The sequence below is a fragment of the Pseudomonas pohangensis genome (genome assembly GCF_900105995.1).
Taxonomy (GTDB): domain Bacteria; phylum Pseudomonadota; class Gammaproteobacteria; order Pseudomonadales; family Pseudomonadaceae; genus Aquipseudomonas; species Aquipseudomonas pohangensis.
In genome coordinates this window covers 665,758-687,443 of record NZ_LT629785.1, presented here as the reverse complement: position 1 = coordinate 687,443, position 21,686 = coordinate 665,758, and the positions used below count along the sequence as shown (strand labels likewise).

Below are 21,686 nucleotides of genomic sequence, written 5' to 3'. Positions count from 1 at the left end.
CTTTCCGAGCAGAGCACATGAGCAAACCCTTCATCCTGTATGGCTGGCACCTGTCGTATTTTTCCGGCAAGGCACGCTGCTACCTGAAATACAAAGGCATTCCCTTCGTCGAAGGTCCGCTCAACCTGTACACGCTGATGGTGCGCAACAAGCGCAAGACCGGCGTGGTCGTCATGCCGGTGCTGCGCACACCGGAAGATGAATGGCTGCAGGACACCAGCGTAATAATTGACCGGATGGAAGCGCGCTTTCCGCAGGCACCGGTGGTACCTACCACACCGCGCCAGCGCTTCGTTGCTTACCTGCTGGAGGCCTGGGGTGACGAGTGGTGGATACCGATCGCCATGCACACCCGCTGGAGTTATCCGGAGAACTACGCGCTCTGGGAAAAAGACACCGGGCCGGCGCTGTTGCCGTTCTTTCCCAAATTCCTGCAACGCAAGGCGGCGGCCATCCCGGCCAAAGCCATGCGCAGCAAGTTGCATAACGTCGGGATCCGCCCGGAGCAGGCAGACATGATGAATGCCTGGAGCGAAAACATGCTCGACCTGCTCGAAGCGCACTTTGCCGTGCAGCCCTATCTGCTTGGCGGTCACCCGACCCTGGCCGATTTCAGTCTGGCCGGGCCGATGTACGGGCACCTGGGCCGTGACCCCTGGCCGGCCCGCGAACTGATTGCGCCGCGCCCGCATCTGCGGGCCTGGATCGAGCGCATGGCCAACCCGCCAGCACAGGCATCCAGTGCACCTCTGCTGGCCGATGACCGGATCGCCGACACACTGCTGCCGGTCATCCACAGCATCTTTGCCGAATTTGTGCCGATGCTCGAAGGCATTCTGCGCGAGGTCAAGCAACTGCTGCCCGATTACCCTGCCGGCAAACCCTTGCCACGCGGACTGGGCGATATCGAAATGCCCATGGGTGACCAGAGGTTCAGGCGTGCGGCGCTGCCCTATAGCCTGTGGATGGCGCAACGGGTGCTGGACTGCTTGCACGCGCTGCCGGCAGACCAGCAGACCGGCGTCGATCGCTGGGTGCGCGAGCAGGGCGGCGCGCGCCTGCTCGACCTGCAACTGCCGCGTCTGCAGCGCGTCGGCTTGCGCGTGGCGGTTGAATCCTGAGCCGGCCTTGCGCCGGCAGTTTGCTGCAACCCGGCGGTTTTACCCCAGGCAAGGGCCGACCCGACAGTTGACGCCCGCCCGGCAAAACAGCAAGGTTGCAGCGTTATGTCGCCAGCGCACTGAACGCGCATGGCGTAAACCCACCGCACAGGATCCGGAGTAACTGCATGAGTCGTTTGCCACCCGTACTAGCCAATCTGCCCTTCCCCGTAATCGGCAGCCCGATGTTCATCGTCAGCACCCCCGAGCTGGTGATCGCCCAGTGCAAGGCCGGCGTAGTCGGCTCGATGCCCTCGCTGAATGCGCGACCGGCGGCCCAGCTGGATGACTGGCTGGCGGAGATTACCGAAACCCTGGCGGCCTATAACCAGGCCAACCCGGACAACCCGGCCGCACCCTTTGCCATCAACCAGATCGTGCACAAGAGCAACGACCGGCTGGAGCACGACATGCAGCTGTGCGCCAAGTACAAGGTGCCGATCATGATCACCTCGCTGGGCGCCCGCGAAGACGTCAACCAGGCCATCCACGGCTGGGGCGGCGTGGTGCTGCACGACGTGATCAGCAACGTGTTTGCCCACAAGGCCATTGAAAAGGGTGCCGACGGCCTGATCGCGGTAGCCGCCGGTGCCGGTGGCCATGCCAGTGTGAAGAGCCCGTTTGCGATGATTCAGGAAATCCGCGACTGGTTCGACGGTCCCCTGGCGCTCTCCGGCTCGATGGCTTCGGGTGGTGCGATTCTCGCGGCGCAGGCCATGGGCGCCGACTTCGCCTATATCGGCTCGGCCTTTATCGCCACCCGGGAAGCGCGCGCAGTCGAGGGTTACAAGCAGATGATCACCGAGAGCAATTCGGATGACATCGTCTACAGCAACTTCTACACCGGCGTGCACGGCAACTACCTGAAAGGCAGTATCCGCAACGCCGGCATGGATCCGGACAACCTGCCAGACAGCGACCCGAGCAAGATGAACTTCGCCAGCGGCGAAGGCGAAAGCAGCGCCAAGGCGTGGAAAGACATCTGGGGATGCGGCCAGGGTATCGGCGCCATTCACGAAGTGCTGCCGGCGGCTGAACTGATAGCGCGCTGGAAGCGTGAGTACGCCGAAACCCGCGCGCGCCTGTGTGGCAGCTGACGACCGAAGTGCCCCGCCGGCTATGCCGTGCGGGGCCGCAACCTACAAGCCGGACTGCAGCTGTTCGGCCGCGTAGACTGTCATTTCCGGTGGCTCGCTCAACAGGCCGGTGAGCGCTGCGACAAACTGCCCGGACTCGGGCACGGCAAAATGCACCTGCAAGGCCGCCTGATCGGCCCAGCGCTCGACGAACACCAGCCGCTGCGGGTTTTCCGAATCAATATGCACGGCATGCGCAATGCAGCCAGGCTCTTTACGCGAACGCTGCACATGGGCCTGACTCAACGCCAGCGCCTGTTCCAGCTTGCCCGGCTGCACCAGCACACTTCCCAGTACCACAATCATTGGCTTGCTCCCTTGCCTGCCTGCACTCAGCAGGCCTCGATTTTGAAACCGATCCGCGGAAAGTGCACATGCAACAGACCCGCACGCTCATCTTCACGACGTATCACCAGTTCCTCGGAGCCGGCATATACCAGCTCGCCCAGTACCGGGTCGACACCGTAGTCGGTGGCGGCAATGCTGACCTGCTGGCCCGGCGCAATGCCCTGCACCGCTAATGCCGGTGCATCCGGCAAGGCTGCCGGCTCGGACGCACAGGCAATCGCCAGCGCTTCCTCCCCGCTCATCGGACTGTGCGCACCATGGCCGAAACCCAGCACACGGGACAGCCAGGCCGCCACTTCAGGGTAGTCATCCACCAGCGGCGCAGTGAACGCTGCGCTTTTGACGAACCACAGGCAATGCGCCAGGGAAAAATCGGCAATCGACGGAGGGCCAAAAAGATACTCGCCATCCGCGCGGGACAGTTGCTCCTGCAGGCGGCCCATCATGACCGGCCACTGCAATTGCGCCTGCGCCAGTGACAGGCGCGTACTCGAGCCACCACTGAACAGGCCGGCACGATCCGCCATAAATGCTTGCTGGGCGGCAGCTGGAAGCTTGGCCATTCGCAAGGCCATCGCCTCCGGTTGAAAAGCCAGCGCCACGGCGTGCTGGAACACCACCGTATCAACCCACAAGGCAAAGCTGCTGCTGATGAATTCGAGACCTTCGGGAAACAGCGACGGCATGGCTTTTTCTGCTTCCAGCCGGCGCGCAATCAGCGCCGTATCGCAATACACATCGGCCCCGATCTGCAATACCGGCGTTTTCCGGTAACCGCCGGTCAGCGCCGTCAGATCCGGCTTGGGCATGATTCGCGGAATATCCACCCAGCGCCAGCTCAACTGTTTGTAACCCATGATCAGGCGAACTTTTTCGGCAAAAGGTGAAGCGTCGTAGTTGTGCAGGATGACTTCGTGCATGGCGATACCCTTTGATACGTCGATTAAGTCTGCAGGTTACGCGTCAGACCCGGCATCGGCCATGCCTTCTGGCTTATCGGCCCCTATCAGGCTGATCGATGGCGGGCTGGCCACCAGTGCTTCCTTGGCCGGCTTGCTCAGGCGTTTGATTGCCCGTTCACGGCGCAATGCCGCCGGCTTGTCGGCACAGGCCTCGACATACACCAGCGCCTGCGCCGGGCTGGAAAAAAAGAAGCGCGCGCCCTTGCCGGCCTGATGTTGGGCAAAACGCCGCAGCGGGTCATCGCTGATGCCGCAGTACAACGACCCGTTCTGCGCCCGCACCAGATAGACAAACCAGCTCTTGATCATGCCCAGAACTGACTGCGCAGCCGCTCGCAGTAGGCCACCAGCGCAGGAAACTCCTGCCGCGCCATCTGGCCAATTGGTGTCTCCAGGGTGGCCAGAATGATATTGGCGAGAACACCATAGGCCGCCGCATCGGCACTGCACGGCTGTTCGCCACCGAAGAATGCCGAGTCACCCAGCAGGTCACTGAGTGCCTGCAGGTCTTCACGGGCAAAGAGCAACAGCTCATCCGGCGTATGCCGGCCCAGCCCTTGTGCCCGCAGGGCCTTGCGCGTCTGGTTGCGAATCATGCGCGGCACGAACAGCTGCAAGGGCGCCGGCAACTTGCCAAAGAAAGCCGGCCGCGTCTGCACCCAGCCCGCATCGGCTACCCAGCGAAAATACAGGATCAACGGGGCCAGATGCTCATCGCACAAGCGCGTGATGCACAGCCCGCGGGCACGCCCGGCCGCATCCAGATGCGCATCCAGATCAGTGCCAGTGGCTTTCAGGGTGCGCAGGATGATTTCCGAGTCGGCAATCACCCGGCCATCCAGCTCGATGAAGGGTAACTTGCCTTTGGGCGCCTTGCGCGGGTCGAAGACGGTTTTGACCTGATAGTCCATCCCGGCCATACGCAGCCAGGTCTCCACTTTCAGGCAGAAAGGACTGGGGTTGGGCACACCGAAGTTTGGCGGAAACTGGAAAAGTCTGAGCATGGCAAAATCCGATTAGTTGCTGATGCCGAGGTTAGGCAATAATCCACCTACTGACTACCCGCAAAATACAGGGCCATTGCCATGCAGATCCAGATATTCACCGTTGGCGGTACCTTCGACAAAATCTATTACGACGCACTCTCCGACTTCCACATCGGCGAGCCGATGGCACCGGAAATTCTCGCCGAGGCACGGGTAACCTTTGCCTACCAGACCGAAAGCCTGCTGCAGAAAGACAGCCTGGAAATGACCGCGGAAGACCGTGAACTGATCCGCAGCAAGGTAGCTGACAGCCCTGCCCGCCACATTCTGATCACCCACGGCACCGACACCATGACACTCACGGCAGAGGCCCTGCAGGGAATCACGGGGAAAGTAGTCCTGATTACCGGCGCCATGCAGCCGGCACGCATGCGCAGCAGCGATGCCGCGTTCAATCTCGGGGTGGCCGTAGGTGCGCTGCAGGCACTGCCGGACGGGGTTTATATCGCCATGAGCGGGCGCATTTTCGAAGCCGGCAAGGTAAAGAAAAACCGCGCTGCCGGGCGTTTCGAAGAGAGTTGACGGCTGGCACCAGCACCCTGGCGGGTGCTGGCAAGACAGGCCCTAGTGCAGGATCTGCCCGAGGAACAGCTGGGTACGCTCGTTCTTCGGACTGGTGAAGAAGGTCTCCGGATCGGCTTCTTCGACGATTTCGCCGCGGTCCATGAAGATCACCCGGTTCGCCACCGTCCGCGCAAAACCCATTTCGTGAGTCACGCAGAGCATGGTCATGCCGTCCTCGGCCAGGCCGACCATGGTATCCAGCACTTCCTTGACCATCTCCGGATCCAGCGCCGAGGTCGGCTCGTCAAACAGCATGATCTTCGGCTTCATGCACAGCGCCCGTGCAATCGCCACCCGCTGCTGCTGGCCACCGGAAAGCTGGCCGGGAAACTTCGATGCCTGCTCGGGAATACGCACCCGCTCCAGGTAATGCATGGCCACTTCTTCGGCCTCGCGCTTGGGCATCTTGCGCACCCACATCGGTGCCAGCATGCAGTTCTGCAGCACCGTCAGGTGCGGGAACAGATTGAAGTGCTGGAACACCATGCCTACTTCGCGGCGGATCGCCTCGATATGCTTGAGGTCGCTGGTCAGCTCGGTGCCATCCACCACAATCCGTCCCTTCTGGTGTTCTTCCAGACGATTGAGGCAACGAATGGTCGTCGATTTTCCGGAGCCGGATGGCCCGCAGAGAACGATACGCTCACCGGCCTGCACACTCAGATTGATGTCCTTGAGCACATGAAACTCGCCATACCACTTGTTGACGTTTTCCATCAGGATCATTGGTGCTTCTGCGGGCTGCTGCTTTGCTTGAGTCATGTTTACTCCTAACGCTTGTGGCCGGTGTCCAGTTTGCGCTCGATGCGCATGGAATAACGGGACATGCCGAAACAGAAAATCCAGAACACCAGGGCAGCAAATACGTAGCCCTCGGTTGCCATGCCCAGCCAGGCCGGATCAGTGGTCGCCTGCTTGATACTGTTGAGCAGGTCGAACAGGCCAATGATGATGACCAGACTGGTGTCCTTGAACAACGCAATGAAGGTGTTGACGATGCCGGGAATCACCAGCTTCAGGGCCTGCGGCAAAATCACCAGCCCCATCATCCGCCAGTAGCCCAGGCCCATGGCCGCAGCAGCTTCATACTGGCCCTTGGGAATCGCCTGCAGACCGCCACGCACTACCTCGGCGACGTAGGCCGACTGGAACAGGATCACGCCAATCAGCGCCCGTATCAGCTTGTCGAAGTTCATGCCCTCGGGCAAAAACAGCGGCAACATCACCGAAGACATGAACAGTACCGTGATCAACGGCACACCGCGCCAGAACTCGATGAAGGTCACGCACAGCACGCGGATCGCAGGCATGTCCGAGCGCCGGCCCAGAGCCAGCATGATACCCAGCGGCAGCGCACCGGAAATACCCACCGCCGCAATCACCAGGGTCAGCATCAGACCGCCCCAGCGGCTGCTGCGAACTACTTCCATATCGAAGAAGCCGCCATGCAGCAACGCATAGGCAATCAGCGGGTAGAGCAGCAGAAAGCCTGCGCCGTAGATAATCTTGCGCGGCATCCAGCGCACAAACAGCGGTGCTGCACCGAGAATGGCCAGCGCCAGAGTCAGGTCAACCCGCCAGCGCAGCGCTTCCGGATAGAAGCCGTACATGAACTGATCGAATCGCGTGCGGATGAATACCCAGCAGGCACCCTCACCCGTGCAGTCGGCACGCGTACTGCCACTCCAGTTGGCGTCCAGAAAAGCCCAGTTCAGCACTGGCGGAATGATCAACCAGACCAGGTAGATGGCCGTCAGCGTCAGTAGTGTATTGAACCAGTTGGAAAACAGATTATTGCGCAGCCAAGCCAGCACGCCAACGCTCATTAGCGGTGCTGGCTGGTCCGGTTTGAAAGTATGCGTTGCCATCTTGTTACCTCTCGACCAGTGCAATGCGCGAGTTGTACCAGTTCATCAGAATCGAAATGCTGATACTGATGGACAGGTAAACGCTCATGGTGATGGCAATCACCTCGATAGCCTGCCCGGTCTGATTGAGCACAGTGCCGGCAAACAGCGACACCATGTCCGGATAGCCGATACCGGCAGCCAGCGAGGAGTTTTTCACCAGATTGAGGTACTGGCTGGTGAGGGGAGGAATGATGACCCGCAAGGCCTGCGGAATGATCACCTTGCGCAGCGTGACGCTGGGCTTGAGGCCCAGTGAGCGCGCGGCTTCGGTCTGGCCATGGCTGACCGCCTGAATGCCCGAGCGCACAATCTCGGCAATGAAGGATGCCGTATAGATGCTCAGGGCCAGGGTCAGCGCGATCAGCTCGGGGATCACCACCAGGCCGCCACGAAAGTTGAAGCCCTTCATCTCCGGAACTGTCCAGTCAAAAGGGTTGCCGAAAACCAGCACGGCCATTCCCGGGATCACCAACAGCATGGCTATTGAAGTGATCAGCGCCGGGAAGGTCTCGCCGGTCGCTTCGAAACGCTTGCGTACCCAGCGCACCAGTAAAAATATCGCGGCAATGGTCAATGCAAGAGCAATGACAAACGGCCAGAAACCTTCGCCCGGGGCAGGACCCGGCATGTTCAGGCCACGATTACTGAGGAAAAAGGCATCACCGATATTCAGACTCTGCTTCGGCCCCGGCAGTGGCAGCAACACGGCGAAGTACCAGAAAAAGATCTGCAGCAGCGGCGGGATATTGCGGAAAGTCTCGATATAAACGGTAGCGAGTCTGCTGATCAACCAGTTGGGCGAGAGCCTTGCCACCCCGAGGATGAAGCCGATGATAGTCGCCAGCACGATACCGATCAGCGAAACCAGCAAGGTATTGAGCAAGCCGACAACGAATACGCGGCCGTAACTGTCGCTTTCGGTGTAGTCGATCAGGTGTTGCGCAATGCCGAATCCGGCACTGTTATTGAGAAAGGAAAAGCCGGAAGTGATACCGCGCTTCTCGAGATTTGTCTGGGTGTTGTCAAACAGGTACCAACCAATCGCCACCACGGCAATTATCGAAAGTATCTGGAATACCCAGGCGCGCACCTGCGGATCAGTCAGCCAGGATGAGCGTATTTGCGGAGATGAAGCGGACATAGATAGGGCAGTCCTCTTGCAAACGCCCGCTCACTATTGTGCGCGGGCGCCATCGACTAGGAAACAGCGCCGCCCCGGAACGGGGCGGCTAGGTTCAGATCAGCGGATTGGCGGCGAGTACTGCAGGCCACCCTTGTTCCACTGGGCGTTGAGGCCGCGTTCGATTTTCAGATCGCTGCCAGCACCAACGTTACGGTCGAAGCTCTCACCATAGTTGCCTACTTGCTTGACGATCTTGACCACCCAGTCCTTCGGCAGTTTCAGATCCTTGCCGAAGTCACCTTCTGCACCCAGCATCCGGGCAATGTCCGGATTCTTGGTGGTTTTGGCCAGCTCTTCGACGTTGGCCGAGGTCACACCCAGTTCTTCGGCACCGAGCATGGCGAAATGGCTCCAGCGGACAATATTGAACCACTCGTCATCACCTTGACGCACGACCGGACCCAGTGGCTCTTTCGAGATCACTTCCGGCAACACGATGTAATCAGCAGGCGCGCCCAGCTTGATACGCTGTGCATAGAGTTGCGACTGGTCGGAGGTCAGCACGTCACAACGGCCGGACTCCAGGGAAGTGGCGCTTTCGTCGGAGGTATCGTAAGTAATCGGGGTGTACTTCATGCCGTTGGCACGGAAGTAGTCAGCCAGATTCAACTCGGTAGTGGTACCGGCCTGGATACAAACGGTCGCCCCGTCGAGTTCCTTGGCGCTGGTAACACCGAGCTTCTTGTTCACCAGGAAGCCCTGGCCGTCGTAATAGTTCACGCCGGCAAAGTTCAGGCCCAGACCGGCATCGCGGGAACTGGTCCAGGTGGTGTTGCGCGAGAGAATATCCACCTCACCGGATTGCAAGGCGGTGAACCGCTCTTTGGCAGTCAGCGGGCTGTAACGAACCTTGGAGGCATCACCGAATACTGCGGCAGCTACGGCACGGCAAACATCCACATCGAGGCCCAGATAATTGCCCTTGGCATCTGCATAGGAAAAGCCTGGCAGACCATCACTGATACCACACTGTATGTAGCCTTTTTTCGTCACGGCATCAAGAGTGGCACCCGCTTGTGCGATGCCACTCAGACCGAGTGCTGCAGCAGCAGTCACGATTGCTAAAGTGGATTTCATCATTTTCATAAAACCTCCAAAGTACAGCTTATAAATTATTAGACTGGAGCACCCCGAAAGGGCACTTTGCTCGTTACCTTGTCCAACACCAAGCCTAGTAGATGCATCGGGAATCGGTGGAAATATTTCAGTCCACCGGCCAGACAAGCAAAACAGACCTTGCAGGTAAAGATCAAGGAAAGTCATTTTTAAAAAGCACAATTCGTGCCGCTTAAGGTGCCGACTGCGGATAATCGTTGCGAGCAGGGCTTTCCCCTTGCCGGCAGCAAAAAAGCGATACTGGCCGCCTCAGTCTGCGCACCCTTATGGAGCAAGCAATGCACCAACCGCTGATTATTGAACCCAGACAAAAAGCCGATGCCTGCGTGATCTGGCTGCACGGCCTGGGGGCAGACCGCTACGACTTCCTGCCTGTCGCCGAAGCCTTGCAGGAAGTACTGCCCAGTACACGCTTCGTACTCCCCCAGGCACCCACCAGGGCAGTCACCATCAATGCGGGGTATGCCATGCCCAGCTGGTACGACATCCTGGCCATGAGCCCGGCACGGGCGATCAATCGCGAACAGCTGGAAGGCTCGACCCTGCAACTGATCCGCCTGATCGAAGCGCAGCGCGATAGCGGCATCGACCCGGCGCGCATCATCCTCGCCGGCTTCTCCCAGGGTGGTGCAGTGGTCTTGCACTGCGCGTTTCTGCGCTGGCAGGGCCCGCTGGGTGGTGTGCTGGCCCTGTCAACCTATGCGCCGACCTTTGACGCCGCCCTGCAGTTGCCGGAAGAAAAACAGCAGCTGCCAACCTTCTTCCTGCACGGCAGTCAGGACGAAGTGGTCAACCCGGCCATGGGCCGTGCCGCCTACGATTTCCTTGCCGAACGCGGCGTTGCTGCTGCCTGGCAGGAATACCCGATGGGCCATGAAGTACTGCCAAGTGAAATCCGCGACATCGGCTACTGGCTCAACGCACGCCTTCGCCTATTATGTTGATGACGCTCAACCCTGTCACTGGCGCTGACCGGCGCGGAGCAGCATGTTCAAAGCCATACGCTTGATTGCCTTGCTGGCACTTTGCGCCAGCGCAGCATTATTCTTTTTCACTACCGCCGAAATACTCCCCTACGCGGATAAAACCCGCAGTGAAAAGGCGCTGGTAGCTGGCGAGCAGTACGCCGTGGTAACCGGAACGCCCTGGGCCACGCAGGCGGCCATGAAGGTCCTGGACAATCAGGGCAGCGCCTGTGACGCAGCTGTTGCGGCGCTGCTGATGCTCAACGTCACCCACGGCGAGGCCTCTGCCTTCGGTGGTGTTGCGCCAACCCTGTACTACGATGCCGAAAACCGCAGCGTTCGCTCCTATATCGGCGCAGGCAAGGCGCCGGCCGCAGCGTCCATCAGCAGTTTCACCGACACCGGCGACAAGGTAATACCCAGTCTCGACATCCGCGCCCAGCTGGTTCCAGCCGGCCCGGACGTGATCGCCGCGCTGCTGCAGGAGTGCGGCAACAAGTCCTTTGCCGAACTGGCCGCGCCGGCAATCGCCCTGGCGCGCAACGGTTTTCCGATGCACGCGATCATGCACCGGAACATGGATCTGCCTTGGTACCAGCGCCTGGGCATGCGCATCCTGCTGCCCAGCACGGCCGCAGTCTGGCTGCCCCATGGCTGGTGGCAACCGGTCCGGCTACACCAGAAAATGACCTTCCCCGACCTGGCCAATACCTTGCAGAACATGGCCGATGCCGAAACCCGTGCGCGGGAACAAGGGCGGTCACGCAAACAGGCCATTGAAGCCATGCGCGACTACTTTTACCGCGGCCCGATTGCCGGGCAAATCGCGCAATTCCACCGTGACCACAACGGCTTGCTGACTGAAAACGATCTGCAGAACTACCAGGGCGGCTGGGAGCAGCCGATTATCGGGCAGATCGGCGACTACACCTTCTTCGGTAACGGCACCTGGTCGCAAGGCATCATGGAACCGCTGGTACTGCAGATTCTCCAGCCGCTGCCGTTGCGCGCCATGGGCCACAACAGCCCTGAATACATCCACACAGTGACCCAGGCCATCGAACTGGCGATGAGCGACCGCGACACCTACGTTGCCGATCCCGATTTTGTAGCGGTGCCGGTCGATGTGCTGCTCAGCCCGGCATACGCCCTTGAGCGACAGTCGCAAATGACCACCAGGGCCTTTCAGGGACCGGCTCCGGCAGGTGAGATAGCCGGCTTTGGCGGCAAACGCCAGGGCCGGCAACAGGACGCTTCCGGCACTCGCCAGACGCTGCAGAATCTGACCCGCTTCGCCGCAGGTCAGGACACTTCGCAAATCTCGATTGTTGACCAGCGCGGCAATGCTGTGGTCATAACTCCTTCGGATTTCCCCAAAAGCCCGATGCTGCCCGCTACGGGGATCAACCTTGGTGACCGTATGACCCAGTTCCAGCTGGACCCGGGGCACGTCAATGCATTGCAGCCGGGCAAAAGGCCGCGGATCACGCCGCATTCGGTGATGGTGTTCAGGGACGGCAGGTTTCTGCTGGCGTTCAGCACCCCCGGCGGCGACATGCAGGCACAGGCGCTGGTTCAGGTATTCCTGAACATGAGCGTGTTCGGCATGGATATCCAGCAAGCCATAGCCGCACCGCGCTTTTACAGCATCAATTCACCCTCGTCTTTTTCACCCCACGACTCCACGCCGGGCGGACTCAGGCTGGAGCGCTCGCTGTATCTGCAACAGACTGATGCTTTGACAGCACTGGGTTACCGGACGCAGGAAGATCCCGACTGGGATAAAGACTTCGGCGCTGTGGGTGGCATACTCCGCAGCGAAGACGGCAAACTGCTCGCCGGTGCCGACCCCCGGGAGGAAACCACGGCAGCGGCACATTGATTTACCCTGCCCTGTCCAGATAAAAAACAATAATCGGATAACGGAACCACCACCATGCGCAAAGCCCTGCTTGCCCTGCTGATCCTTGCGGCCATCGGCCTGACGGTTTTCTTCAACGTGCCGGGCTATGTCGATCGGGACTTCAACCGGGTGCTGAACCCTGCGCCTTACAGCGCCAGCGCGCAGGCCAGTGCACTGCACGCCCGGCTGTTTGTGGCCGACCTGCACGATGATGCCCTGCTCTGGCAACGCGACCTGCTGCAGCGCATCGACTATGGCCACACCGACCTGCCGCGCCTGCTCGAAGGCAACGTCGGACTGCAGGTGTTCTCCACCGTCACCAAGACTCCGCGCGGGCTCAACTATGAGCGCAACAGCGGCGACAGCGACAGCGTAACCATGCTGGTGATGGCCCAGCGCTGGCCACGGGCAACCTGGACCAGCCTGCTGCAAAGAGCGCTGTACCAGAGCGAAAAACTGCACAGCGCCGCCGCCAACAGCCAGGGCCAGCTGCGCATTATTCGCACCCGGGATGATCTGCGCAGCTATCTGGCTGACCGCGAAAAGCAGCCCAAACAGCTGGCCGGCCTGCTCGCCACGGAGGGCCTGCACCCGCTGCAAGGCCAGCTGGAAAACATCGACAAACTGTATGACGCCGGTTTCCGCATGACCGGCCTGACGCACTTCTTTGACAACGAGGTCGGCGGCTCCGCCCATGGCATCGACAAAGGTGGTCTGACCGACTTTGGCCGCCAGGTGATTCCGCGTCTGCAACAAAAGCACATGCTGGTTGATCTGGCCCACGCCTCCAAGCCGCTAATCGACGATGTACTGGCGATCAGCACCCAGCCTGTGGTGGTGTCCCATACCGGGGTTGCCGGCACCTGCCCGGGGCCACGCAACCTGACCGACCAACACCTCAAGGCGATCGCCGCCACCGGTGGCATTATCGGCATCGGCTACTGGGATGGCGCCGTCTGCGACCCGTCGATCAACAACATCATCAAGGCGATTCGCTACAGCGCCGACCTGGTCGGCGTCGAACATGTGGCGCTGGGTTCGGATTATGACGGCGCCACCAGCGTGCCGTTCGACACCACCGGCCTGGTGCAGATCACCCAGGGCCTGCTGGATGCGGGCTTCAGCGAGCAAGAGATTGCCGCGATCATGGGTGGCAATATCCGCGATCTGTTGCTGAAAACCCTGCCGCAATCATGAATCGCCGGCACCAGACAAGCAGAAGCTTCGCCGCCAGCCTTTCTTGCATTACACTGGCCGGTGTTCATTCCTTAACCAAACAATGAGATCACCGTGCTCAAAGCACTCAAGAACATGTTCAACAAGGACGAAAAGTCCTCGTCTGGAAATGCCGGCAACCACAAGCCGAGCCAAACCGAAGCCAAACTGCCGGGCAATGCAACGCCCGGCAATCAGGATGCTGGCGAAAAGCCGGGCACTAACGAACGCCAGCCGCGTGCAGACAAGCCCCGCGCACCCAGGCCGCCACGGGACAAAGTCGCCAAACCTGCAGACACCTGGAAACTGGAGGATTTTGTCGTCGAGCCGCAGGAAGGCAAGACACGCTTCCACGATTTCAAGCTCTCGCCAGAGCTGATGCACGGCATCCACGATCTCGGTTTTCCCTACTGCACACCGATCCAGGCCCAGGTACTCGGCCATACCCTGCGCGGCAAGGATGCTATCGGCCGCGCCCAGACCGGTACCGGCAAGACCGCCGCCTTCCTCATCTCGACCATCACCCAGTTGCTCAACACGCCGCCGCCCAAAGAGCGCTTCATGGGTGAACCACGCGCACTGATTATTGCCCCGACCCGTGAACTGGTGGTGCAGATCGCCAATGACGCACTGAACCTGAACAAGTACACCGGGCTGAATGTCATGAGCTTCGTCGGCGGCATGGATTTCGACAAGCAGTTGCGCCAGCTGGAATCCCGCTATTGCGACATCCTGGTCGCCACTCCCGGCCGCCTGCTGGACTTCAATCAGCGCGGTGAAGTGCATCTGGACATGGTCGAGGTCATGGTTCTCGATGAAGCCGACCGCATGCTCGACATGGGTTTCATCCCGCAGGTGCGGCAGATCATCCGCCAGACCCCGATCAAGGGCGAGCGGCAGACCATGCTGTTCTCCGCCACCTTCACCGAAGACGTGATGAACCTGGCCAAACAGTGGACCACCGATCCGGCGATTGTCGAGATCGAGCCGGAAAATGTTGCCAGTGACACGGTCGAGCAGCATGTTTACGCCGTTGCCGGCAAAGACAAGTACAAGCTGCTGTACAACCTGATCGCGCAAAACAACTGGGTCCGTGTGATGGTGTTTGCCAACCGCAAGGATGAGGTGCGACGCATCGAAGAGCGCCTGACCCGCGACGGCATCAGTGCCGTGCAGATGTCCGGTGACGTGCCGCAACACAAGCGGATCAAGGCACTCGAGGGTTTCCGCGAGGGCAAGATTCGCGTGATGGTGGCAACCGATGTTGCCGGTCGCGGCATCCATGTCGAAGCCATCAGCCACGTGATCAACTTTACCCTGCCGGAAACCCCGGACGACTACGTGCACCGCATCGGCCGTACCGGTCGCGCCGGCGCCAGCGGCACCTCGATCAGTTTTGCCGGCGAGGACGATGCCTTTGCCCTGCCGCCGATCGAAGCCCTGCTCGGGCGCAAGATCAATTGCGAACAGCCACCTGCCGAGTTGCTGGTTGCAGTGCCGCGCAAGCACTGAGCAGTCGCATCAAAAAAAGGGTGAAGCAGGTTTCCTGCTTCACCCTTTTTTGTGTCCGCTGGCAAAGCCGCAAACGGCATTTCTATCCAGCAAAAATCACTCCCAGCGCTGCGCCGCTTGCTGGTCGCTGGCGCGCCCTTCCACCCAGCGCGCACCCTCGGCAGTGCCTTCCTTCTTCCAGAACGGCGCGCGGGTTTTCAGGTAGTCCATGATGAAGTCACAGGACTCGAACGCGGCTTGCCGGTGGGCGCTGGTGGTGCCGACAAACACGATCGGCTCGCCCGGTTGCAGCGGGCCGACCCGATGCAGAATCTCCACCCCGAGCAGCGGCCAGCGTTCACGCGCTTCGGCCTCGATCTTCGCCAGGGCTTTTTCGGTCATGCCCGGATAGTGCTCCAGCAGCATGCCGGCGACTTCCCGGCCCTCGTTGAAGTCACGCACATAACCGACAAAACCGACCACTGCACCGATACCCAGATTGGCGGCATGCAGCGCATTCAGTTCAGCGCCCGGATCGAAGGCTGCCGTCTGTACGCGAATAGCCATGTTGGTGTCCCGTTTGGTTAATTTGAATACTCAATTTCGGCGCCACAGGCCCCGATACTGCGTTGCATCTTCTCGCCATAGCCGTGCTATGACTCGTCACTGCGCCTTGTCTCGGAACCTGTGACATCCGAACTTGAATGCACTAACTAACCGCACGGAACACTAGCCGCCGGTCACGGTGGGGAAAAACGCCACTTCGTCACCATCGCGCAACGGCTCATCCAGACTGCACAGTTCCTCGTTGCGCGCGCACATCAGGTTCTGCTCGGCCAGCACATCCCACACGCCGCCACGGGCCAGCAGGTGCTGGCGCAACGCAGCGAGACTATCGAATTCCGGCGTCCAGGCCAGTTGTTCGGCATCCGTACCAAGGATTTCACGGTAACGGGCGAAATATTGAATCTGCAGCACCGGCTGTCTCCTACTCTGGTGAATCGGCCTGGTAGTGGCCGCTCTTGCCGCCAAGTTTTTCCAGCAAGCGCACCTGCTCGATGCACATGCCGCGATCGACTGCCTTGCACATGTCATAGATGGTCAGTGCGGCAACACTGGCAGCGGTCAGGGCTTCCATTTCCACCCCGGTCTGTCCGGCCAGTTTGCAGCGGGCGACGATATGTACCCGATCATCGCCTTCAGCAGCCAATTCCACCTTGATACTGGTCAACAGCAGCGGATGACAGAGCGGGATCAGATCGTGGGTTTTCTTCGCCGCCTGGATGCCGGCGATGCGCGCCACGGCAAACACATCACCCTTGGGGTGGCCACCTTGCTGAATCATCTGCAAGGTCTGCGGCAGCATGCGGATGCGCGCTTCGGCCACGGCTTCACGGGCGGTAACGGCCTTGTCGGTGACATCGACCATGTGGGCACGGCCCTGATTATCAAGATGAGTCAGCACGTTCGGCTCCAAATAAAATGACTCTGGATTGTAACTCGCGAAGCCACGTCTGACTGCATCCAATGCAGGCCGCCGGCAAGTCCGTAGACTTAAGTGCAATGGTCAGGACGCGGCTGGCGGGCTATGTTGCGAGGATAGCCAAACACCATTTTTCTTGAGGGGCCAGCATGAGCAAGGCGGACGCTTTCGACCAGACGGGCAAGATCGCCGTTCAGCAGAACATTCAGGGCACGCTGGATTTCCTGAACAAGTTCCCGCCCTTCAATCAGATGGACACCGCCCATCTGGGCTACATGGTGGAGAACTGCAAGTTACGCTTCTATGCCGCAGGCGACACCATCATCAAGCCCCAGGACGGCCCGGTGGAGTATTTCTACGTGGTCAAGCAGGGGCGCATTCACGGCAAGCGCGCCGATGCCGAACCGAGTGACGAGCAGAACACCTTCGAGATCAGCACCGGCGAATGCTTCCCGATAGCCGCCCTGCTGGGTGAGCGTGCTACCCGCACCGAGCACCTGGCGGCGATTGATACTTTCTGCCTGCTGCTGGCCAAGCCGGCGTTTATCCGCCTGTTCACCAATTCCAACCCGTTTCGCGACTTCGCCCTGCGCGGAGTCAGCAGCCTGCTCGACCAGGTCAACCAGCAGGTGCAGGCACGTGCGGCGGAGTCGCTGGGTTCGCAATACTCCCTGGAAACCACCCTCGGCGAACTGTCAATGCGCCAGCCGTTGACCTGCCCGCCCACAGAAACACTGCAAGGCGCGGTCCGCCTGATGCACGATCTGCAGGTCGGCAGTATCGTCATTGCTGAAGAAGACATGAAACCGCTGGGCATCTTCACCCTGCGCGATCTACGCAAGAGCATCGCCCGGGAGCACACCGATCTGCAGCAGCCGATCAGTCAGCTGATGACACCCAACCCGTTCCATCTGCCGTCCCGCGCCAGCGCCTTCGATGCCGCCATTGCCATGACCGAGCGGCATATCGCCCACGTCTGCGTGGTCGACAACGGCCGGCTGTGCGGTGTGATTTCCGAGCGCGACCTGTTTTCCCTGCAGCGCGTTGATCTGGTACATCTGGCCCGGACCATCCGCAATGCCGCCTCCATCGAAGCACTGGTACTGATGCGCGACGACATCCGCAAGCTGGTGGACCGCATGCTCGCCCATGGCGCCAGCTCCACCCAGATCACCCACCTGATCACCCTGCTCAACGATCACACCGTTTGCCGCGTGATCGAGCTGTGTATCAAGGAGCTCGGCGATCCGGGCATCGCTTTCAGCTGGCTGGTGTTCGGCAGCGAGGGACGCCGCGAGCAGACCCTGCATACCGACCAGGACAACGGCATCCTGTTCGATGCGGCCGATGCCCAGGAGGCCGAACGCATTCGCCAGCAATTGCTGCCGCTGGCCCGGCGCATCAACGAAGCCCTCGACCAGTGTGAGTTCACCCTGTGCAAGGGCAACATCATGGCCAGCAACCCGCAGCTGTGCCTGTCGCAAAAAGAGTGGGCCAACCGCCTTTCCGGCTTCGTCTACGAAGCCACTCCCGAGAATCTGCTCGGCTCCACCATCTACTTCGACCTGCGCGTGGTCTGGGGCCCGGAAGAAGGCTGCCAGCAATTGCGCCAGGACCTGCTCGAACAGATTGCCGGCAACAGCCTGTTCCAGAAAATGATGGCAGCCAATGCCCTGACCCACCGGCCACCGCTGGGTGGTTTCTTCCGCGATTTCAGTGTGGCGCGCAAGGGCTCGGAAAAAGACACCCTCGACCTCAAGGTGCAGGGGCTCACGCCTTTTGTCGATGCCGCGCGCCTGCTCGCGCTGGCCAATGGCGTTGAAGACTGCAGCACGCTGGAGCGGCTTGACCAGCTGGTCAGGAAGGGCGTCATCGAAGCACTGGATGGCGCTGCCTATGAAGAAGCCTACCGTTACATCCAGCTGATTCGCATGCAGCTGCACCAGTCACAGGCCAAGGCCGGATTGCCGTTTTCCAACCGCATCGACCCCGACGATCTCAACGATCTGGACCGCCGCGTACTGCGCGAGTCCTTCCGTCAGGCGCAGCGCCTGCAATCCAGTCTCGCGTTACGTTACCAGCTATGAAACGCCTGTTAGGCTGGCTTGGCCGCAGCCAGGCCGCAGAAGTCACGGAAGCCCAGCAAGCCCGCCTTGACGCCCTGCCCACCCCTATGGCGCCTGACCAGCGCCCGCTGCAAGAGCAGCGCCTGGTAGTACTGGATCTGGAAACCACCGGACTGAACACCAACCGCGACCACGTGCTGTCGATTGGTGCGTGGGTGATCGAGGACGGCTGCATTGATCTGGGTACGCGCTACGAGAGCACCCTGCAAGGCGATCACAAAGTCAGCGAAAGCATCCTGATTCACGGCCTTGCACCCAGCACCATCGCCGCCGGCCTGGAGCCAGCAGAGGCGCTTCTCGACTTCCTCGACTTTCTCGGTGACAGCCCGGTGATCGGCTATCACGCGCCCTTCGACCAGCGCATGCTGGCACGCTCGCTGAAAAGCAACCTTGGCTATGAGTTGCGGCACCGCTTCTTTGATCTGGCTGAAGTCGCACCCATGCTCTGCCCGCAAGCCAGAATCTATAAAGGCGGACTGGACGCCTGGGTCGAATATTTCAGTCTGGAAGTACTGGAAAGACACAGCGCCAGCGCCGATGCACTGGTCACTGCAGAGCTGGCACTGATCCTGTTCAGCAAAGCCCGCCAGCAGGGCATCAACAGCCTGGCCGCCCTGGATGAGCAGCTCGGCAGCTGGCGCCGCCGACAAACTGCCCACTCGTTGTAACCTTTGCCCCGGGGCGACACCCCAACGGCTTACTCGCAGACCTGCAGGTAAAGTGTTTCCGTCCGTTCTATGCGCCTGATCTGCTCCAGCAGCGGCTTTTGCTGCGGGTCCAGCGGCAGCAGCTCTGCCGTGGTGCAATTGAGCAGGTACGACTGATGACTGACCTGGTCAATATGCTGCTTTTCAAAACGGTACAGATTGAAGGCCACCACCGTTTGGCCCGAAGCTTCCTCGCGCTGCAGACTCTTCTTGTCGAGCACGGTGAAAGCCGTGGTCATCGGCCGGAAGAACGTCCACGGACGCCAGAGCACTTCGCCGGTTTCACTGGCCACCAATACAGCCTCAGCCGGCTGGCGCTGCAATTGATGCTCGAACCAGTTGTACTCGTAGTAAATCTGGTAGCCCAGCATGCCCAGACCGCCAAACGCGGGGATGATCCACTTCGGCAAGCGGTTGCGCGTCAGTTTGCGCAGCAGCATGGCAATGCCTGCTGCCCCCAGTCCCGCGATACCGATCGCGATCAGTGTCCACAGCATTGAATCACTCCCTAATGAAAACGGGCCTCACAAGGAGGCCCGCTGATAATACCCTGATCAAAAACGATCAGGCATGATTATCCTCAGTGACTCAACGCACTCGAAGGATGCGGCGCTGCACCAGCACCTTTTGGAGTACGCACGCTTTCTACCAGATCCTGGATAGCTTGCGGCGGAGCTTCGGTCGCCAGCGACACGGCGTAGGCCACCGCGAAGTTGATCACCGCACCGACAGTACCGATGGACAGCGGCGAGATACCGAACAGCCAGTTATCCGGAGTGTTGGCATAGGTCGCCGTGCCGGGGATGAAGAACCAGCCCAGGTACAGGAAGATGTACACCACGGTGAACACCAGACCAACCAGCATGCCGGCAACGGCGCCCTTATTGTTCACCCGCTTGGAGAAAATCCCCATCATCAGCGCCGGGAACAGCGTGGCCGCGGCTATACCGAAGGCCAATGCCACCACCTGCGCGGCAAAGCCTGGCGGATTGAGCCCCAGATAGGTGGCCAGCAGGATAGCCACACCCATGGAGATTCGCGCTGCGCGCATTTCCCCCTTCTCGCTGATTTTCGGATTGATCATGTTCTTGATCAGGTCATGACTGACCGCCGAGGAAATCGCCAGCAACAGACCGGCAGCCGTGGACAGTGCCGCAGCAATTGCACCGGCAGCGATCAGGCCAATGACCCAGCTCGGCAGGTTGGCAATTTCCGGGTTGGCCAGTACCAGGATGTCGTTGTTCACGGTCAGCTCGTTACCTTTCCAGCCGCGTGCTTCAGCGGTGGGGGTAAAGGCCGTGTTGGTGTCGTTATACAGCTGGATACGACCATCAGCGTTCTTGTCTTCCCAGACGATCAGACCGGTCTTTTCCCAGGTCTTCACCCAGTCCGGACGGTTTTCGTACTGGATCGGTGCTGCCTCGTCACCCTGCGGATAGACGGTGGTCAACAGGTTCAGACGAGCCATGGAAGCCACAGCCGGGGCGGTCAGATAGAGCATGGCGATGAACACCAGGGTCCAGCCAGCCGACCAGCGTGCATCAGCCACCTTCGGTACGGTGAAGAAGCGAATGATTACGTGCGGCAGACCGGCAGTACCGATCATCAGCGACATGGTGAACAGGAACATGTTCAGCTTGCTGCTGACATCGCCGGTGTAGGAGGTGAAGCCCAGACCCATGACGACATCATTAAGCTTCTGCAGCAATGGCACACTGGACTCGACATGATCACTGAACATGCCGAACATCGGTACCGGGTTGCCGGTCAGTTGCAGGGAGATGAAAACCGCCGGAATGGTGTAGGCGATGATCAGTACCACGTACTGCGCTACCTGGGTGTAAGTGATGCCCTTCATGCCACCGAATACCGCGTAGACGAACACTACGCCGGCAGCGATCCAGATGCCGGTAGCGTTTTCCACTTCGAGGAAGCGCGAGAAGGCCACACCGGCACCGGCCATCTGGCCGATTACATAGGTTACGCAGATGATGATCAGACAGACCACTGCCGCCATGCGCGCACCGTTACTGTAGAAACGGTCGCCGATGAAGTCCGGCACAGTGAACTTGCCGAATTTGCGCAGGTAGGGCGCCAGCAACATGGCCAGCAGCACATAGCCACCGGTCCAGCCCATGAGGAAAGTCGAGTTGACATAACCACCGGCGGCGAGCAGGCCGGCCATGGAAATGAAGGAAGCCGCCGACATCCAGTCAGCCGCCGTAGCCATACCGTTGACGACAGGGTGAACACCACCGCCAGCAACATAGAACTCCTTGGTCGAGCCGGCACGGGCCCAGATGGCGATGCCGAAGTAGAGCGCAAAGGAGGCGCCCACAAACAGCAAGTTGATTACGAACTGGCTCATGGA

Annotated in this window: 22 protein-coding genes; 9 read left to right on the top strand and 13 right to left on the bottom strand. The window is 60.2% G+C overall.

The features are described 5' to 3' along the window. Positions 1-17 precede the first annotated feature (17 nt). Both BLT89_RS03305 and BLT89_RS03300 read left to right on the top strand, forming a co-directional pair. Positions 18-1,121 (top strand): glutathione S-transferase family protein, encoded by a 1,104-nt coding sequence (locus tag BLT89_RS03305; protein WP_090193086.1) that lies wholly within the window; start codon positions 18-20, stop codon positions 1,119-1,121. Positions 1,122-1,288: 167 nt separating this feature from the next. Beyond that, on the top strand, positions 1,289-2,257 hold the full coding sequence (locus tag BLT89_RS03300) for an NAD(P)H-dependent flavin oxidoreductase (RefSeq protein WP_090193085.1): 969 nt from the start codon (positions 1,289-1,291) through the stop codon (positions 2,255-2,257). A gap of 42 nt (positions 2,258-2,299) precedes the next feature. Here the strand turns inward: BLT89_RS03300 and BLT89_RS03295 are convergent, their stop codons facing one another. The 4 genes from BLT89_RS03295 to BLT89_RS03280 are packed head-to-tail and all read right to left on the bottom strand — an operon-like array spanning position 2,300 to position 4,610. Beyond that, on the bottom strand, positions 2,300-2,602 hold the full coding sequence (locus BLT89_RS03295) for a putative quinol monooxygenase (RefSeq protein WP_090193084.1): 303 nt from the start codon (positions 2,600-2,602) through the stop codon (positions 2,300-2,302). A 26-nt stretch (positions 2,603-2,628) separates the two neighbouring features. Beyond that, positions 2,629-3,564 carry a glutathione S-transferase family protein gene (locus BLT89_RS03290; RefSeq protein ID WP_090193083.1) on the bottom strand — a complete coding sequence of 312 codons (936 nt, stop codon included), beginning with the start codon at positions 3,562-3,564 and terminating at the stop codon, positions 2,629-2,631. A gap of 36 nt (positions 3,565-3,600) precedes the next feature. Then, the gene (locus BLT89_RS03285) at positions 3,601-3,915 is read right to left on the bottom strand and encodes a GIY-YIG nuclease family protein (RefSeq protein ID WP_090193082.1); all 315 of its coding nucleotides are present in this window, start codon (positions 3,913-3,915) and stop codon (positions 3,601-3,603) included. Beyond that, positions 3,912-4,610: a glutathione S-transferase family protein gene (locus BLT89_RS03280; RefSeq protein WP_090193081.1), complete on the bottom strand. Its 699-nt coding sequence runs from the start codon at positions 4,608-4,610 to the stop codon at positions 3,912-3,914. Before BLT89_RS03280 ends, BLT89_RS03285 begins: the two co-directional genes overlap by 4 nt. Positions 4,611-4,691: 81 nt before the next feature. Here BLT89_RS03280 and BLT89_RS03275 point away from each other — a divergent pair, with 81 nt between their 5' ends. Beyond that, positions 4,692-5,174, top strand: a complete 483-nt coding sequence (locus tag BLT89_RS03275; RefSeq protein ID WP_090193080.1) for an asparaginase domain-containing protein — start codon at positions 4,692-4,694, stop codon at positions 5,172-5,174. Positions 5,175-5,216: 42 nt separating this feature from the next. Here BLT89_RS03275 and BLT89_RS03270 read toward each other — a convergent pair whose 3' ends face one another. The 4 genes from BLT89_RS03270 to BLT89_RS03255 form a co-directional block, all read right to left on the bottom strand. Beyond that, the gene (locus BLT89_RS03270) at positions 5,217-5,978 is read right to left on the bottom strand and encodes an amino acid ABC transporter ATP-binding protein (protein ID WP_090193079.1); all 762 of its coding nucleotides are present in this window, start codon (positions 5,976-5,978) and stop codon (positions 5,217-5,219) included. Positions 5,979-5,986: 8 nt separating this feature from the next. Then, on the bottom strand, positions 5,987-7,084 hold the full coding sequence (locus BLT89_RS03265) for an amino acid ABC transporter permease (RefSeq protein WP_090193078.1): 1,098 nt from the start codon (positions 7,082-7,084) through the stop codon (positions 5,987-5,989). A gap of 4 nt (positions 7,085-7,088) precedes the next feature. Next, a complete protein-coding gene (locus tag BLT89_RS03260; protein WP_090193077.1) occupies positions 7,089-8,267 on the bottom strand; it encodes an amino acid ABC transporter permease in 1,179 nt (392 codons plus the stop codon). A gap of 99 nt (positions 8,268-8,366) precedes the next feature. Next, positions 8,367-9,395 carry an amino acid ABC transporter substrate-binding protein gene (locus BLT89_RS03255; RefSeq protein ID WP_090193076.1) on the bottom strand — a complete coding sequence of 343 codons (1,029 nt, stop codon included), beginning with the start codon at positions 9,393-9,395 and terminating at the stop codon, positions 8,367-8,369. A gap of 308 nt (positions 9,396-9,703) precedes the next feature. Here BLT89_RS03255 and BLT89_RS03250 point away from each other — a divergent pair, with 308 nt between their 5' ends. From BLT89_RS03250 to rhlB, 4 genes are all read left to right on the top strand, one after another. Then, on the top strand, positions 9,704-10,369 hold the full coding sequence (locus BLT89_RS03250; RefSeq protein ID WP_090193075.1) for an alpha/beta hydrolase: 666 nt from the start codon (positions 9,704-9,706) through the stop codon (positions 10,367-10,369). A 43-nt stretch (positions 10,370-10,412) separates the two neighbouring features. After that, positions 10,413-12,272: a gamma-glutamyltransferase family protein gene (locus BLT89_RS03245; RefSeq protein WP_090193074.1), complete on the top strand. Its 1,860-nt coding sequence runs from the start codon at positions 10,413-10,415 to the stop codon at positions 12,270-12,272. 54 nt (positions 12,273-12,326) lie between these two features. After that, complete coding sequence (locus BLT89_RS03240; RefSeq protein WP_090193073.1) at positions 12,327-13,490, top strand: dipeptidase; 1,164 nt, start codon at positions 12,327-12,329, stop codon at positions 13,488-13,490. A gap of 93 nt (positions 13,491-13,583) precedes the next feature. Continuing rightward, positions 13,584-15,020: an ATP-dependent RNA helicase RhlB gene (rhlB, locus tag BLT89_RS03235; RefSeq protein WP_090193072.1), complete on the top strand. Its 1,437-nt coding sequence runs from the start codon at positions 13,584-13,586 to the stop codon at positions 15,018-15,020. Between the two features lie 96 nt (positions 15,021-15,116). Here rhlB and moaE read toward each other — a convergent pair whose 3' ends face one another. From moaE to moaC, 3 genes are all read right to left on the bottom strand, one after another. Then, the gene (gene moaE / locus BLT89_RS03230; protein ID WP_090193071.1) at positions 15,117-15,566 is read right to left on the bottom strand and encodes a molybdopterin synthase catalytic subunit MoaE; all 450 of its coding nucleotides are present in this window, start codon (positions 15,564-15,566) and stop codon (positions 15,117-15,119) included. A gap of 162 nt (positions 15,567-15,728) precedes the next feature. Continuing rightward, the gene (locus BLT89_RS03225; protein ID WP_090193070.1) at positions 15,729-15,977 is read right to left on the bottom strand and encodes a MoaD/ThiS family protein; all 249 of its coding nucleotides are present in this window, start codon (positions 15,975-15,977) and stop codon (positions 15,729-15,731) included. A 10-nt stretch (positions 15,978-15,987) separates the two neighbouring features. Then, entirely contained in the window at positions 15,988-16,464 is a 477-nt protein-coding gene (moaC, locus tag BLT89_RS03220; RefSeq protein WP_090198646.1) for a cyclic pyranopterin monophosphate synthase MoaC, read from the bottom strand. 167 nt (positions 16,465-16,631) lie between these two features. Here moaC and BLT89_RS03215 point away from each other — a divergent pair, with 167 nt between their 5' ends. Further along, positions 16,632-18,569 carry a putative nucleotidyltransferase substrate binding domain-containing protein gene (locus tag BLT89_RS03215; RefSeq protein ID WP_090193069.1) on the top strand — a complete coding sequence of 646 codons (1,938 nt, stop codon included), beginning with the start codon at positions 16,632-16,634 and terminating at the stop codon, positions 18,567-18,569. Beyond that, positions 18,566-19,276, top strand: coding sequence for a 3'-5' exonuclease (locus tag BLT89_RS03210; RefSeq protein ID WP_090193068.1), 711 nt, complete (start codon positions 18,566-18,568; stop codon positions 19,274-19,276). Before BLT89_RS03215 ends, BLT89_RS03210 begins: the two co-directional genes overlap by 4 nt. Positions 19,277-19,305: 29 nt before the next feature. On the opposite strand, the gene BLT89_RS03205 is transcribed toward BLT89_RS03210, so the two are convergent. Then, positions 19,306-19,812: a hypothetical protein gene (locus tag BLT89_RS03205; protein WP_090193067.1), complete on the bottom strand. Its 507-nt coding sequence runs from the start codon at positions 19,810-19,812 to the stop codon at positions 19,306-19,308. Positions 19,813-19,895: 83 nt separating this feature from the next. Then, complete coding sequence (locus tag BLT89_RS03200) at positions 19,896-21,683, bottom strand: sodium:solute symporter family protein (protein ID WP_090193066.1); 1,788 nt, start codon at positions 21,681-21,683, stop codon at positions 19,896-19,898. Positions 21,684-21,686: the final 3 nt, after the last annotated feature.